Origin of the sequence: Duganella sp. sic0402 (assembly GCF_019219065.1) — a bacterium.
Classification (GTDB): Bacteria; Pseudomonadota; Gammaproteobacteria; order Burkholderiales; family Burkholderiaceae_D; genus Rugamonas.
This window is the reverse complement of the sequence record NZ_JAHUWK010000001.1, coordinates 931544-947023: the sequence shown is the minus strand read 5'-3', so window position 1 is coordinate 947023 and position 15480 is coordinate 931544. Positions and strand designations below refer to the sequence as shown.

The following is a 15480-nucleotide window of genomic DNA, read 5'->3' as shown; positions in this document are numbered from 1 at the left end:
CTTGGCCTGCGGCAGCGTTTAGGATTTGTTTACGGATGCATGAAAGACTTGTTGACTGCGAACGGCCCGCAGCAGACGGTGGCAACTGAAAGATGGCAAACTGTGTAGCGGGCGGCATAGTCATTGGGGGGCTACCGTTATTAGCATTCAAGTTCGATGGCTTCAGTTACAAGCTATACAAGTCGTGCGCAATTGATTTGCAGAGTTCAGAAGAAGTCAAAACCCATCCTGATGGGCTATGCCACATACAGTAGCTGATGGCTTCTAAAGGCCATTATAGGCCGGCAGGCACCTTGCGGCCATGGGCGGACTTACATGATTCAAGAGAGGATTTATGAGGAAATTTTCACCGCTTGCCATACTGCGTCAATTTGGTATTCAAGCCGCTATCCCTACGGCAATAGTGCTAGGTGGGCATTGGGTTCGATATCGTACACTTGATCTCCAAGACTTTGTAACTGCTGCGGGCGTGTTCATTGTGTATTTGCTTTCGGCATCTTGGCTTGAATGGAGAAAAACTCCTAAACTCTAATGATGTCAGAAAGCGGCCAAAAGCAATGGGATGGACTGTAGGGTGGATAGCGAAGGTGATAGTTCGGATGGGCTTCGAGATGATGCCGCGCGATGAGCCCGGTCTGCGCGAGGTTGACCATCACGGGTACGACCATCATCCAGGCGGCGGCATACCCTGCCACCATGATCACGAGGCTAAGACGACGCCGCTCGCCGGCGGCTGGGTGGGTGTGCATGCTGGCTCCTCCGGTTGGGTTGATTAGAGAAGCCATTCTGAGGCGCTGCTTGCTGTGTGTGAAGCTGTCAGATGTCCCTGTTAGATATGGCAGGGAGCGCGGTGTTAGATCTGACAGGTGAGCAGGCCGAGGCACTTCGCTATAGTAGCGGGGGCGTAGCGGAAAAATGCGGTTACGTGCGCCATCGACATGCTAACCGTGCCGGGAACAGGAGTAGACAACGTGGTCGTGCCAACCAAAATTTTCTTGCATTACCTGAGCAGGCTACGCGAAGTGCTCGACCGTGTACGTGCTGTCGATAAAGCGATCGGCGGCCAGCGGCTCTATCCGGATATGTTTCCGCTGCTGCAGCAGGCGAAAACGGCGATCGGATTCACACTGCGCACCGTCTGCCCGCTAGCCGGCCGGGATATCGTCTCCTTCAGCGACGACGTGGACAGCTTTGAAAGCGTTCTGGCCGAGCTGGACTCGACCTGCGCTTATCTGGCGGCCATTCCCGATGATGCGTTCGGCCGGATTGGCGCGCAGTCCGTTTCGACGGCGGCAGGCTTTGCCGATCTGAACTTGGACGGGTGGGAGTACTACCAGATGTACGCCATGCCGAATTTCTTCTTCCATTATGCAATGGTGTATGCGATCGCCCGCCATGCCGGGGTGCCGATCGGGAAAGCCGACTTCGACGGCTATCATCGATACCCGCTCGGCTTCGTCTTCACCGACGAGTGCGATCCGGCCGATCTGGACAACCTGCAGTAGCGATGGACTATTCCCACCTCCGCGCATTCCGCGATGCCTTGTCGAAGGCGCCTCACCTGACAGATTTGAAATCCATCTGCAGGGACTTCTGTAGCGCGACCAGCATGCCGCACTATATGTTCGCCGTATGCGAGGCGGTGTCGCTGACCTCGCCGCGCCTGATCACCGTGACGAATTTTCCCACGGAGTGGGTCGACCATTATCTGCAGCGCCGAGCATCCTCGGTCGATCCGATCCTCCAGTACAGCTTTTCCAATACCGCGCCAATCCTCTGGAGTGAACTGGAATATCTGCCCGCTGCCCAGGGAGGCGCCGGCGAGGGAAAGGCCTTCATCGAGCGCGGCAGGGCGCATGGCCTGCACCGTGGCTTGACGGTGCCGCTCAGTCCTCCGAGCGGGCAGACCGCCTTCTTCTGCATGGCCAGTTCGGACCTGACGCTGGACGACGACCGGCTCGGCAATCTGCTGCCGGCCGCCGGCATCTTCAGCAATTACCTTTTCGACGCTTACATCCGCATCGACAAGATCGAGAACCCCAAGGTCAACGAATTAACCGAGCGCGAACTGGAGTGCGTGTTCTGGGCATGCGAGGGCAAGACCGCCTGGGAAATGGCCCAGATCGTCGGCGTGGCGGAACGCACCATCAATTTTCACCTCACTTCGGTGATCAAGAAGCTGGGCGCCTCGAACCGCCAACATGCCGTGGCCAAGGCCGTCATGTACGGCCTGGTCAAGCCGCGCGCATGAAGTCCGTCGAGGTAGTTACATGCTAAGTGAGTAGTAGCATCCAAACCACCACCATTTAGCATGCCAACCATTGATTAGCATCGCGAAACCACTAGCGGTTAGCATCCTGAACTGCCACTTGGCTTGGCTCCTCAGTTTGCCTATGGCAGTATTCTCAGCACTACCGCGAGCGATTCACATAAGTTGCCGTCCCTGTTCCCACTCGCCGTCTCCCTCCATGGCATTGAACACCGCCAATCGGACTTGTGAGATTTAGCGTATTTTTCAGATGAGCAAGATGCTATCCTCTATGGTCCCGGCCGAGTTCCGCCACATGCGGACATTAGCTCAATCGAGTCCGCGCCTCAGGAAAATGGTTCGCGTTTTTCCAATCATAATGAGACCCAGCGGCATACAATGTTTCGCGTATTTTACGCAAAGGACATTACGATGATCATCAAACGACTGGCAGGAATCTTCGCTCTGTTGGCATTTATAGGTCACGCGGAGGCACACATCGGAACTAAGGAGAAGACAATGCAGGCTTCAGGACAATTCGACGTCAAATTGACACCGCAGCCGCCGGCTCCGGGCATCGAGCCCACTGGTCTCGGCCGGATGACTATTGACAAACAATTCGATGGGGATCTTGTGGCGCACAGCTTGGGTGAGATGCTGGCATTTCGCACCGCGGTATCCGGTTCCGCCGGCTACGTGGCGATGGAGCGCGTGGAAGGCAGTCTAAACGGGCACAAGGGCAGTTTCGTGTTGCAACACAGCGGTACGATGAATCGCGGCGCATCGTCGCTCGTGTTGACGGTGGTACCAGATTCCGGAACGGGCGAGCTGATGGGCATCACCGGCGCTATGACGATAGAGATCACGAGCGGAAAACACTATTATCACTTCGACTACTCCCTGCCTTGAATGAGATTCTTCGAGGACTCAGGCTGAATCGTCGCAAATGATAGATCGCCGGATTCGGCCAGGAGCCGCCGCCCAGTGGTGTAAGAATTCTGAACGACTTAGACATAGTTGATGAAATTTACAAAGATTTTTTCTGAAGCCCTAAGATTCCGGCCACATGAAATTGATATCTCCGACGGCGAATTGCGAGGAGGCAGTGGTGGTTATTTTCCGACTCTATCCAGAGCTTGGGATGTTGCGGAGAAGCACTCAAAACGTCTGAGCGAATTTCATCAAACCATGGTGTGGGCAATTTTCTGTGGACTGCACAAAAAGGCGGTCAGTGACTTAAGATCAGGAGGTCGGCGGATTCGCAAAGTGCATCTTGACTTGGTGTATGTAGAGCAAAAATTTTCAGAGAGTGCGCTAAACGGCGGTAGGTACTACAAGCAAGTTCGAAACTTGTATGTAAATGACTTGCCGCCAGCGACGGTTGCCTGAAGCGTGCAGTGAAATACCGAAACCGGCCAGAAGCGGAAGTTCACGATGTCGTTGCAGTGCAATTTAAGTCGACCCTATGATTAGTAAAGAAACTGCCCCGGAGGCTTGGGCTACGCTCATGTACGAGCTGGAAGACGCTCAGGAGCACTTGACCTCGCTAATATCCAAGATGAATAGCGATACCGAATACGACGAGGTGAATCTACGTATCGACCTTGGGCATGTGTTTTCACATCTGAATAGAGCTTGGAACCGGCGAGATGCTTCTGGTGACACAGATAAGGAAAATTGGCAGCGTGACAGTCAGTTTCCTACAGACTTAGAACCAACGTGACCGAGTTCGGCCACAAGCAGACGGAGTTGTAAAAGTGAAAAAAATATTTGTACTGTTTATGGGTTTCGCTGCTTTGGGTGTGAATGCACAAGTTTCGTCGAACCCAGAGCTGAAAGCGCTTGTTCAGGCCGACCAATCGGACCGAGAAGGAAACGACGTAGACTGGCGTGCGGTCGATGAGCGAGATTCTCAGCGAGCCACAAGGGTAATACAGTTGCTTAAAGATGCGCAGCTTAAGACTGCGGAGGACTTTTATAACGCTGGGATGATTTTTCACCATAGCAGCAGCCCAGATGACATAAAGCTTGCTTTCTCTCTTGCAACAGTTTCAAGCCGATTAGCGCCGACGCATCCTGCTCCTAAGTGGTTAGCTGCGGCAGCATGGGACCGTTATATGATGTGGAAAAAACAGCCTCAATGGTACGGTACACAATCTCAATATTTTAAGGAAACTGGTAAAACTTCCCTGTATCCGATACTACCGAATGCAGTAACCGACGTGGAGCGTTCTGAAGCACAGGTACCTCCGCTTGCGAAGATAATTTCGGATATTGAGGCGAAGAATAAATAATTTTCCGTGACCGAAATCGGCCAGGAGCAGACTTCTGTCCAACGAAAATAGATAATGAATCGTAACCTGTTACTTTTAGCGCTATTACTTATCATACCTATGACTTCGATTGCACAAGTGTGGGCCACTGCTGTCGCTCGCAATAACGCGGAGGACACCGCAATTGTTTATCGCTACATCAAAGAGTTCCAGAAGGAGTTCACAAAAAGCGTGCAGCCTGACCGAGTCATTGTTGTCTGGCGATATCAAGGCAATAAGGGTATGCCTTCAGTAGAAGAACGAACAAGAATGGACGAACTAGAAGACGCGCTTGCGCCTATGCAGGAGGATGGCTTTTCAACACTCGCGCTCGTCTCAACTGGCAATAACCTCAAAGAGTGGACTTATTATGCTCGCAACGAAGATGAATTCTTTCAGCGACTTAACGAAGCGCTTCACTCTAAACAACTATTTCCCATCGAAATCCATGCCGCGCCCGACCCATCTTGGACTACATATGAGCGATTTGCGACCAGTGTAAAGCAATAGCCGATATCGGCCAGAAGCGGAAGTCTGCAACAGAGGGAGTATAACTCGTCGCTGACATAAAGATTAATAAAAAGAATGATGCGATCACCCAGAATAGTTTTCCATGCGCCTCTACTACTTCACCTCTGATGCCGTCGCTATCCAGCATATATTGCCGGAACGGCGATTGAAGTTGTCGCAATTTCATGAGCTAAACGATCCCTTTGAGCTTGAGGCATTTGCTTTAGGCGATAAAAAACTTCGACAAATTGCCCGTGCTTTGCAGCGAGAATATTTTGGTAAAAAGGGGATTATCTGTTTTAGTGATAATTGGCGCTCTCCGGTCATGTGGGCGCATTATGCGATCAAACATTCTGGCATTTGTTTCGGATTCGACATCGGGCGTGATGGTGCGGACGATGACATCGTTCGCCAAGTAGCGTATGAATCAGATCGTCTTAGGTTCCAACTTCAAGATGGCGTACCATTGTTCGGCATAGATGAAAATTTCGTGAAAGCTATGCTCTACACGAAAGCCAACGAATGGGCCTATGAGCGAGAATGGAGAGTTACCGCTGATTTGGCAGTTCGTGACCTGCAGACTGGCTTTCATTACGTCGACTTCGGCCCGCAGATGCAACTAAGAGAGGTAATCCTTGGAGCAAGGAATCATCGAACTCCGGAGAAAGTTGCAAATCTCGTTTCGAAGAATTTAAGTGATGTTACTGTCTTTAAGACGCGGCCTGCATTTCGTCGGTTTGCAATGACACGAGATCGGCTTACACCAAGAATCATCGTTCAGGGAGAGTAGTGATACGCGATGCGCGGTCGTAAGCCTTTAAGCGTATGTTGGATATCGGCCAAGAATGGCCTTTCCGATATTTACATGTTAGTTTAAAGCGTGCGTTCTTTATCTGCGCCCATAATCTTCTGAGAAATCCTTGTTTCATTAATAAATATGCCTTTACCTAAGAGAAACGTAATAAAAGCGGCCATTGTTGAGATTCTTCAGGAGCAAGGTACATTACCTGTTCCGGTAGTCCATGAAATTTTGGCAGAACGATTCAACCTCAGCGCACAGGACAAGGCTGTTTTGCTAACCTCTCAGCCACAGTATAAGGTTGAAATTAGGTGGGCTCGACAAGAATTGGTCGTCGAAGGAGTTTTAGAAAGATTACCTGCCTCCGGTCGCGGTTATTGGCAGCTTTCAGGAAAAATAAATTCAGCGGACTTGTACGCGGATGAAGCACTTCCCGATGGGCCTTATAAAGAAGGATCAGTCAAAAAAATAACAGTTAATAGTTACGAAAGAAATAAAAAAGCGCGAGCTGCATGTCTTGCGCATTTTGGTTACAGCTGCATGGCCTGTGGGTTTAATTTTGAACTATCATATGGCCCTCTGGGGAAAAATCAAATTCATGTCCATCACATCGTACAGATTTCCTCGATTGGCAATGAATATGAGCTCATTCCAACGGAGCATTTAGTTCCACTGTGCCCTAATTGTCATCACATGGCTCATCGGAGGGAACCTCCCTTCACACTTCAAGAATTGCGAGCGATGGTGAAGTCTGCGGCAAAAACCGTCTAATTGCCACATTTCATCTTCGCCAAACGTGAACGTCCGAGAAGGGGCGTAAGCCGAAGTTGAGCCAGCAGGGGCGATTGGTCAAATATGAATTTTTTCCACGCCCGACTTGTCGAATTCCGTAAAGGTGATCCGTCGTCATTGTTGAGTAGCTGGTATTTCACCGCATCACAACTTGGGAGACGTAATGAACAAGCAAATCATCTTCAACCTGCCCGTCAAGGATCTGGACACGTCCAAGGCTTTCTTTGCCGCGCTGGGATTCAGTTTTAATCAGCAGTTCTCCAATGAGCAAGCTGTTTTCATGGCGGTGCTGGAGGACAGCATCTACGCCATGCTGATGACCGAGGATTTCTTCAGGTCGCTTACCAACAAGCAGGTGATGCAGGCGAGGGAGGCGAACGAGGTGATTATTTGCCTCAGCTGCGAGAGCCGGGAAGAGGTCGATGCGCTGATCGCCAAAGCCACCGCCGCCGGCGCCCGCATCCCTCATCCGCCCGAAGATCATGGCTTCATGTACGACCAGGGCTTTGAGGATCTCGATGGCCATCTATGGAACCTGGTATGGATGGCGCCACAGACCTGATTTCCACCGAGAAAAGTCACTTGCTGACCGATAAGTCACCTACATTTAGCCTAGGTTTTACTGTAGGATACCGTCTTCGTCCGTGCTGAGCAGCAGCCAAAAGCCGATGCTGGCGGGGAAGTGACTTAATTTTGGGCAAGGGAATCACGCGTATGCTTCCATGTCCCGATCTCTGGAGACGGAATGGGAGTTTTTAGCCCAGCTAGACAGCGGCCAGGCAAGCTGGTCATGCTGTTATGCATTGCTATCGTTGCAACTGTGGCGACCGCCGAGGGCTGGCGCTGGTCGCGTTCGCCCCACCATCAGGCCCGGCCTCAGGCCGTCAAGGCGGCCAACCCGCAGCCGGTGACGCTGACTGAATTGTCGCGCGCGATTATCCCGATGCCGAAAGGCGTGCCTTCTGCGCATGCCAGCGCGCTCGCGCAACTTCCGCATGGTGATCTGATTTCCTTCTGGTGGGCCGGCAGCCGCGAGAGCGGCCCGGACGTCAAGGTGTACGCTTCGCGCTGGAGTAATGGCCGCTGGAGCGACAACTGGGAAGTCGCCAGCCGCGAATCGCTGGGCCAGGTGCTGGGCCATGGCGTGCGCCGCATCGGCAATCCGGTCGCCTGGACGGGCGCCGACGGCACTGTGCATTTATATGTGGTGGCTACCGGCCTGGGCGGCTGGGCTGCCTCGCGGGTGGTGCAACTGCAATCGAAAGACGAAGGTGCGACTTTTACGGTGCGCCGCGTGCTGCCGATGTCGCCGGTATTCAATACCAGCGTGCTGGTGCGCTCGTCGCCGGTCGGACTGGCGGACGGCGGCTGGTGGTTGCCGGTGTATTTCGAAATCGGCCACAAATATCCGATGCTGGTGTCGTTCGACGCCAATGGCGATCCGCAGCGCCTGACCCGCATCGGCGAGCGCACCCGCTCCTTGCAGCCGACCCTGGTGCCAGTCTCGAATACCGAGGTGCTGGCCTGGATGCGTGACGCCACCAAGGAGAATTCGGTAGTGCAGCAGGCGGTCAGCCACGATGGCGGCGTCAGTTGGGAGGATATGGGACCGACATCGATCAGCAATCTCGGCACTTCGCTGGCAGTGCTGCGCCTGGACAGCGGCATTCTGCTGATGCTGCGCAACCAGGGCACGGACAGCGAAACCGCGCGCAGCACCTTGTCGCTGTCGCAGTCGGCCGATGGCCACACCTGGCAGCCGCTGACCGATATCATTGCCGGCCAGCCGGGCGACGAATACTCCTACCCGGCCATGTATCAGCTGGGCGACGAGCTGCACATCACGTACACCTATCAGCGGCGGGCGATCGCGCACCACCGCCTGAAGATCAAGCTGGCGAAGGACGCATCATGAGTTTGCCCGATCTCTCTTTGCAGATCATCTACGCGCGCCTGGCCTGGGCGCTGGTTGCCGCTTCGATGCTGCTGTCGGTGCTGCCGGCGCTGTTGCCTAAGTTGTTCCCGGCGCTGGCCCAGCGCACCAAGCTGATCGTCGCCGCCACGGTGACGCTGGTGATGGTGCTGCCGGGCGAAGCTTCGCCGGCGTACTGGCTGACGCTGGTGTTCCAGTATCCAAGCGGCCTGCTGACTGGTTACAGCCTGGTGGCGCTGTTCGCGCGCTGGAATGAGAAACCGGTCGATTTCCTGCTGCATCCGGCGTTTGCGGTTTTTCTGTCGCTGCTCGGGGCGGTGCTGTATCTGGATGCGTTCGGTGTGGTCGCCTTGGGACTGTACTACCGCGGCTTTGACGCCGCCGCTGCCGCCTTGCTGGCCTGTGCTGCCGCCGCGGCGGGCGTTGCCGCCATCTGGCTGCGCTTTGGCGCGGGCGGCGCGGCGCTGCTGACCGGCGTGCTGCTGTTCTCGCTGCTGCGCCTGCCGAGTGGCAATCTGTGGGATGCGCTGCTGGATCCGCTGCTGTGGGCCTGGGCGCTGGCTTCGGCCATCATCGCCGGCCGCCGTTTATATCTGAACTATCAGGCCGACAGCGCTGCGCGGCAGGGCGGCCTGCAAAAAGCCAGGCCGGAACTGGCGCAGACCCGCGCCAGCGGCATAGAATAATTTAAGTACATAGCACACAAACAAGGGAGTAATACATGGTAGCGACGAAGTGGTACATACATCCGGTGATCGCGGTTGGGGTTCTCATCAATGTCTTCGTGCTGGGCCTGGCGATTGCGTTCGCCCACGACCAGGCCGCGCTGTGGCGCCTGCTGGTGGAAGACGGCATTGTCGAATGGATGCAGTTCCTGTGCTTCGTGTTCCTGTCAGCCTTGCTAGCGTTCCTGGCGGTCGAACAGTGGCAGCGCGAGCCCAAAGTCAACCTGCAGCTGCTGGCCTTTGTCGGCCTGAGCGCGCTGGTGGGCCTGGCGGCGATGGAAGAAATCAGCTGGTTCCAGCGCGTGCTGCACATCATTCCGCCGGAGTTCTTCGCGCAGAATAACCGTCAGGGCGAAACCAATCTGCACAATCTGGCCTTGGGCAGCAGCAGTCTGCACAAGGCGGTGCTGCTGAAGATCATCGCCATCGTTGGCCTGACCCACAACATCATTCTGCCGCTGCTGGCCAAGAAGCGGCCGGGCGTGCGTACCTTTGTCGAGAAGTTCGGCCTGTACCTGCCGCCGCTGTCGGCGTCGGTGATCTACATCGTGCTGGTGGCGCTGTCGCACCTGCTGGTCGATCATCCACGCAAGGGCGAACTGGGCGAAACCTTCGGCGCCGTGCATTACCTGGTGACCGTGATGGCTGCTTACTTCTTCGGTGTCAACTACGGCAAGAAACCAGTGTTCCAGGATAACGCCGACGCCCGCCGTATCTCGACGCTGTTCTGCATGATGCTGGTCTTCCTGCTGCTGATCGGCTGGATGCTGAGCGCCGGCGCCGGTGCAGGCGCCTACATCGCCAGCCACCCAGGCTTTGGTGCTGAATAATGTTCCGCCGCCCTGATAGCTGGTTGGACAAGGTCGCTGGCCGCCTGGCTCGCTTGACCTTGTGGGCAGGCCCATTCGCTGGCCTGTTGCAATTGCTGTTGCTTGGGGTGGTCATTTTCTCGCTGTCGCGCGCCGGCCTAGTGCTGTGGCAGTGGGAGCGCGTGGCGGCGACTGGCATCCCGCTGCGTATCATGGTGCAGGGCGTGCGCGCTGACCTGATCATGCTCGGCTATCTGATTGCCGTGCCGATGCTGCTGGCGCCATTCCTGGCGCATCGCAAGACGCTGGGACTGTGGAAGGGTTTCACGGTGGCGTGGGGAACATTTGCGCTGATCTTCATTGTGTTCATGGAAGTGTCGACGCCGCAGTTCATCATGCAGTACGACGTGCGTCCGAACCGCCTGTTTATTGAATACCTGTCGTATCCGGAAGAGGTTATTTCGACGCTGTGGAACGGCTTCCGCATCGCCTTGATACTGGGCATGGTGGCTACCGTGGCTCTGGGTACCGGCATCTACAAGCTGCTGAAGGGATCTTCGAAGGATATCCGCGCCATCGGTTCGGTGAAGCTGCTGCTGCTGTGGCCATTGCTGGTACTGCTGGTGGCGCTGCAGATCCGATCGACCCTGGCACACCGTCCGGCCAATCCGGCCTTGTTTGCGCTGACCGGCGATGCGATGATCAATTCGCTGATCATCAATTCGCCGTGGTCGGTGCTGGATGCCTGGGCGGCGATGAGCCATGAAGCCAATTCGTCGGAAATCTATGGCGAGTATCCGCGTGAAAAAGTGTTCCAGGTGGTGAAGAGCGCACCATGGCTGCGCGATCAGGAATTTACCTCCGCCGACTTGCCGACACTGCACAAGCAGGTGCCGGTGATGCAGCGCGAGCGTCCGCTGAACCTGGTGATCGTGCTGGAAGAAAGCCTGGGCGCGACCTTCGTCAAATCACTGGGCGGTCTGCCGGTAACGCCGGAGCTGGAAAAACTCAAATCGGAAGGCTGGTGGTTCGAGCAACTGTATGCCACCGGCACGCGTTCGGTGCGCGGCATCGAAGCGGTGGTGGCTGGCTATCCGCCGACACCAGCGCGCAGCGTAGTTAAATTGTCGTTATCGCAACAGAATTTCTACACGCTGGCGGCCGGCTTGGGACGCCAGGGCTATCACACGGAATTTGTCTACGGCGGCGAGGCGCACTTCGATAATATGCGCGGTTTCTTCACCGGCAATGGGTTCCAGAAGGTGGTGGACCGTCGCGATATGAAGAATCCCAAGTTTGTCGGCAGCTGGGGGGCGTCGGATGAGGATCTGTTCGATAAATCGCTGGAGCGCCTGAAAACGCTGCACGATACGGGCAAACCGTTCTTTAGCCTGATTTTCTCCTCGTCCAACCACGAGCCTTTCCAGTTTCCGGATGGGCGCATCGCACTGCATGATGCGGAGAAGCAGACTGTCAATAACGCCGTCAAATATGCGGATTATGCGCTGGGCCGCTTCATTGCCGAAGCCAAGAAACAGGCTTACTGGAAGGATACGGTGTTCCTGATCGTGGCCGACCACGATAACCGCGTGTATGGCGACAGCCTGGTGCCGGTCAAGAAGTTCCACATCCCCGGCCTGATCCTGGGCGCGGATATTGAACCGAAACGCATCAAGACCATCGCCAGCCAGGTGGATCTGGGCCCGACGCTGCTGTCGCTGATGGGCATCGCCAGCGAGCATCCGATGATAGGCCGCGATCTGGCCAGGGATAGCGACACGCCGGGCCGCGCGCTGATACAGTTCGACAACTACTTCGCCTGGCTGGAGGGTAAGTCGGCCACGATTCTGCGCCCCAACCAGCCGCCGCTGCTGGGGCACTATGACGCCGCGACCGGCGAACTGACCACCGGCGGCACCCCGAGCGCCGCCCAGGTCGACAAAGCCATGTCGCACGTGGTCTTGCCGTCCGTTCTGTACCGGGAGCAGCGCTACAAGTTGCCGCCGGTGCATTAGACCGCCGCCTCTCCTGAAAACCGCCGTTGAAACCGGCGGTTTTTTTACGTCTTGAACATCTGATTATGTTGTTTTTTTACACAAATTAACAGCAAAGTCTGTCGCATATTCGAGACGCTTAACTGTTCAGGGGAAACATATAGTTATGCAAACTTTGTCCTGCCGATACAAAAATTGTTTCAATTTGTAACGGCAAAACAAATGTTCTTTAAATTGAGATTTTACAAAATTTGTGCTTGCAGAATCATCTACGGCGGAGCAGCGCTGTCAAATTCGGGGCGTTCTATGGCGCCGGGGCCTTCATTGACATTCGGCAATGCGAATGTTGAAATCGTCTTTTGGGACACCTACCGTTTTCCGAAAAAGCCATCGACACAGAAGGCACAGTACACCCCACTTATACAGCGGAGAGAAACTTTGAATAACAAATTAGTCTTGAAACAAGGCGTCATTGCAATCGCATTGGCATTGGGTTCGACCCAGTTCGCGATCGCTCAGGAAGTGGCGGAAGCGCCGATCGCGAAGGTATTCGTGACCGGCTCCAACATTAAGCGTTCCGACAAGGAAGGCTCGTCGCCAGTTCAAACCGTGACGTCCAAGCAAATTGCCGCCACTGGCGCCAACACCGTTGCCGAACTGCTGCACTCGATTCCAGCCTTCGGCTCGGGCGCATCTATCGACATCGTTGACGGCGGCTTCTCGCGCGGCGCGGCAACCGCCTCCCTGCGTGGCCTGGGTTCCTCGTCCACGCTGGTGCTGCTGAACGGCCGCCGCATCGCATCGTCCGCCTATGCCGACCCGAATCAGGGTAAATCGGCAGTGTACGACCTGAATTCGATCCCACTGTCGGCCATCGACCGCGTTGAGATCTTCAAGGACGGCGCATCGGCTGTGTATGGCTCCGACGCGATCGCAGGCGTGATCAACTTCATCACCAAAACCGACTACACCGGCTTTGACTTGTCGGCCAGCACTTCCGCCAACGGCGACGGCGAATTCGCCCGCAAAAACGTCAGTGGCGTGATCGGTTTCGGCGATCTGGATAAAGACCGCTACAACGGCTTCCTGTCGTTCGACTTCTCCAAGCGCGACAGCACCGTCATCGGCGACGCCACCGGCGGCATCGACCAGGCCTCATACAGCTACATCAATGCCCGTCTGAACCCGTATTCGAGCAGCCTGACCGACCAGCCGTTCTTCTACCGCGAACGCACGCCGAATGGCCGCAACTTCGCCACCACCTACGCACTGCGTGCGGACGTGATCAACCGCACCAATTGCGATCCGTCGAAACAGCTGGTGGGCAGCATTGCCGACCACAACCTGACCGCTACCAGCGTGCTGGTTGGCCGTACCTTCTGTAACTTCAACGTCAACGATTACACCGAAGTACAGAGTGCCGGTAAAGACGCCAACCTGCTGGCGCGTGGCACGTTCAAGGTCAGCGAATCGGTCACCGCCTTCTCGGAGGCATCGTACTCGCGCGCTGAGCGTACCTATCTGGGCGCACCGCGCACCATTTCGAGCACCTCGTCGAGCACCGTGTTTGCAGCCGATGGCAAGCCATCGTCGCAATTCCAGCTGATCCTGCCAGTCGGCCACCCGGACAATCCGTTCAATAACACGCCTACCGGCACCGGTTCGCGCACGGCCGTCGGCTTCCGCTTCGTCGGCCATCAGGGCGGCAGCGACAACATCAACGAATCGTACCGCGTGCTGGCCGGCCTGAAAGGCACCACCGGCGTATTCGACTGGGAAACCGGCGTGCTGTGGAACCGCAGCGAGCGTACCGAGCACTATTTCGGCATGCTGTACCGTCCAGTGGTTGAGCGCATCATGACCGAAAACCGCACCATCGCGGCAACCATCGCTGATCCGAACTCGACCCGCAATCTGGAAAACAAAGGCTTCTCGCAAGTGGTGCAGATCGATGCCAAAGCGTCGACCACCCTGGGCAAACTGCCTGGCGGCGATATCGGCCTGGCATTCGGCGCCGAAGCGCGTCAGGAAAAAATCGGCCTGACGCCAGACGCAGAAACCCGCGCCGGCAACATCATCGGCCTGGCCAACTCGGTTGCTGATGGTCAGCGTAACGTGAAATCGGCCTTCATCGAACTGCGTACGCCGTTCCTGAAGAACTTCGAGATGGACTTCGCCGGCCGCTACGACAAGTACCCGACCGAATCGAGCTTCGTACCGAAAGCTGGCACCAAGTGGACCATCAGCGAAGCAGTCGCAGTGCGCGGCAGCTTTGCACGCGGCTTCCGCGCACCAGCGCTGACCCAGGTGTCGCCAGGCGGCGTGCAGTCCTTCCAGACTGTGACCGACTCCGTGCGTTGCCCGGATGGCGTGGTACCAATTGGTAATGCCACCACCGCTGACTGCTCGAAGAGCATCTCCAGCCTGTCGAAAGCCAATCCTGAGCTGAAACCGGAAAAATCGAAATCCGCTTCGCTGGGCCTGATCCTGCAGCCGACCAAGAATCTGGACATTCTGCTGGACTTCTACACCATCGAGCTGCGTGATGAAACCGCGCTGCTGGGTGCGCAGACGGTGATCGACCATCCTAACCAGTACCCAGGCGCTGAAGTCCTGCGTGACACCAACCCAGCCAACCAGCTGGTGCTGGCGAACGGCACCGTGGTGCCGAACTCGGGTCCGCTGCTGCAGGTTAACCGTTCCTACATCAACCAGGGCCTGACCAAGACCAGTGGTGTGGATCTGGAAGTTGCGCTGCGCACCTCGCTGGGCGACTATGGCCGCCTGACCAACACGCTGAACTGGAGCTACCTGAACAGCTTCAAGCGCGCCATGCAGCCAGGCGACGTTGCGCACAACACCGCAGGTTCGAACGGCGGCCTGTCCGACTGGGCCATCTCGGCCGGCGACAACCCGCGCAACCGTTCTTCGTGGTCGAGCAACTGGACCAACGGCGTGCATAGCGTTACCGGTATTGTGGACTTCATTGACACTGTGTCGCTGAAGCGTCGTTACGACAACGCCGATGTGTACCCAGTGGCGTACTGCCACTACGGTACCGGTCAGCCATCGAGCGCCTATCAGCTGGGTGGCCTGGCGAAGTACAGCAATGCTGGCTGCAAAGTCGCAAGCTGGACTACGCTGACCTTCAACTACGCGTACACTGGTATCAAGAACCTGACCCTGTCCGTCAACGTGAAAAACGTTCTGGACCGCGCAGCGCCTTACGATCCACGCTACCCGACCGAAGGTTTCAACACCCAGCTGCATAACGGCATGGGCCGTAACTTCCGCCTGACCGCGAAATACTCGTTCATGTAATTCGCCTCAAAACAAACGCCCCCGTCAGCGCAAGCCG

15 protein-coding genes are annotated in these 15480 nt (G+C 56.0%); 14 read left to right on the top strand and 1 reads right to left on the bottom strand.

From position 1 onward, the window contains the following. Positions 1-521: 521 nt before the first annotated feature. Positions 522-749 (bottom strand): hypothetical protein, encoded by a 228-nt coding sequence (locus KW842_RS04000; protein WP_218302769.1) that lies wholly within the window; start codon positions 747-749, stop codon positions 522-524. 222 nt (positions 750-971) lie between these two features. Between KW842_RS04000 and KW842_RS03995 the strand changes: the two genes are divergently transcribed. From KW842_RS03995 to KW842_RS03930, 14 genes are all read left to right on the top strand, one after another. Beyond that, positions 972-1505, top strand: a complete 534-nt coding sequence (locus KW842_RS03995; protein ID WP_218302768.1) for a DUF1993 domain-containing protein — start codon at positions 972-974, stop codon at positions 1503-1505. 2 nt (positions 1506-1507) lie between these two features. Further along, positions 1508-2251, top strand: coding sequence for a LuxR family transcriptional regulator (locus KW842_RS03990; RefSeq protein WP_255583292.1), 744 nt, complete (start codon positions 1508-1510; stop codon positions 2249-2251). Between the two features lie 516 nt (positions 2252-2767). Beyond that, complete coding sequence (locus KW842_RS03985; RefSeq protein WP_218303099.1) at positions 2768-3157, top strand: DUF3224 domain-containing protein; 390 nt, start codon at positions 2768-2770, stop codon at positions 3155-3157. Positions 3158-3268: 111 nt separating this feature from the next. Beyond that, positions 3269-3637, top strand: a complete 369-nt coding sequence (locus KW842_RS03980; protein WP_218302766.1) for a hypothetical protein — start codon at positions 3269-3271, stop codon at positions 3635-3637. Between the two features lie 368 nt (positions 3638-4005). Next, a complete protein-coding gene (locus tag KW842_RS03975; RefSeq protein WP_218302765.1) occupies positions 4006-4542 on the top strand; it encodes a hypothetical protein in 537 nt (178 codons plus the stop codon). Between the two features lie 54 nt (positions 4543-4596). Further along, positions 4597-5070, top strand: a complete 474-nt coding sequence (locus KW842_RS03970; protein WP_218302764.1) for a DUF695 domain-containing protein — start codon at positions 4597-4599, stop codon at positions 5068-5070. A 103-nt stretch (positions 5071-5173) separates the two neighbouring features. Beyond that, positions 5174-5860 carry a DUF2971 domain-containing protein gene (locus KW842_RS03965; protein ID WP_218302763.1) on the top strand — a complete coding sequence of 229 codons (687 nt, stop codon included), beginning with the start codon at positions 5174-5176 and terminating at the stop codon, positions 5858-5860. A gap of 147 nt (positions 5861-6007) precedes the next feature. Beyond that, a complete protein-coding gene (locus tag KW842_RS03960) occupies positions 6008-6640 on the top strand; it encodes a winged helix-turn-helix domain-containing protein (protein WP_218302762.1) in 633 nt (210 codons plus the stop codon). Between the two features lie 184 nt (positions 6641-6824). Then, positions 6825-7223: a VOC family protein gene (locus tag KW842_RS03955; protein ID WP_218302761.1), complete on the top strand. Its 399-nt coding sequence runs from the start codon at positions 6825-6827 to the stop codon at positions 7221-7223. A gap of 228 nt (positions 7224-7451) precedes the next feature. Next, positions 7452-8576 (top strand): exo-alpha-sialidase, encoded by a 1125-nt coding sequence (locus tag KW842_RS03950; RefSeq protein ID WP_229223466.1) that lies wholly within the window; start codon positions 7452-7454, stop codon positions 8574-8576. Beyond that, a complete protein-coding gene (locus KW842_RS03945) occupies positions 8573-9280 on the top strand; it encodes a hypothetical protein (protein WP_218302759.1) in 708 nt (235 codons plus the stop codon). Before KW842_RS03950 ends, KW842_RS03945 begins: the two co-directional genes overlap by 4 nt. 35 nt (positions 9281-9315) lie before the next feature. Beyond that, positions 9316-10149, top strand: a complete 834-nt coding sequence (locus tag KW842_RS03940) for a hypothetical protein (RefSeq protein ID WP_218302758.1) — start codon at positions 9316-9318, stop codon at positions 10147-10149. After that, entirely contained in the window at positions 10149-12143 is a 1995-nt protein-coding gene (locus KW842_RS03935) for an LTA synthase family protein (RefSeq protein WP_218302757.1), read from the top strand. The genes KW842_RS03940 and KW842_RS03935 overlap by 1 nt, the downstream gene beginning before the upstream one ends. A 417-nt stretch (positions 12144-12560) precedes the next feature. After that, entirely contained in the window at positions 12561-15443 is a 2883-nt protein-coding gene (locus KW842_RS03930) for a TonB-dependent siderophore receptor (RefSeq protein ID WP_218302756.1), read from the top strand. Positions 15444-15480 lie beyond the last annotated feature (37 nt).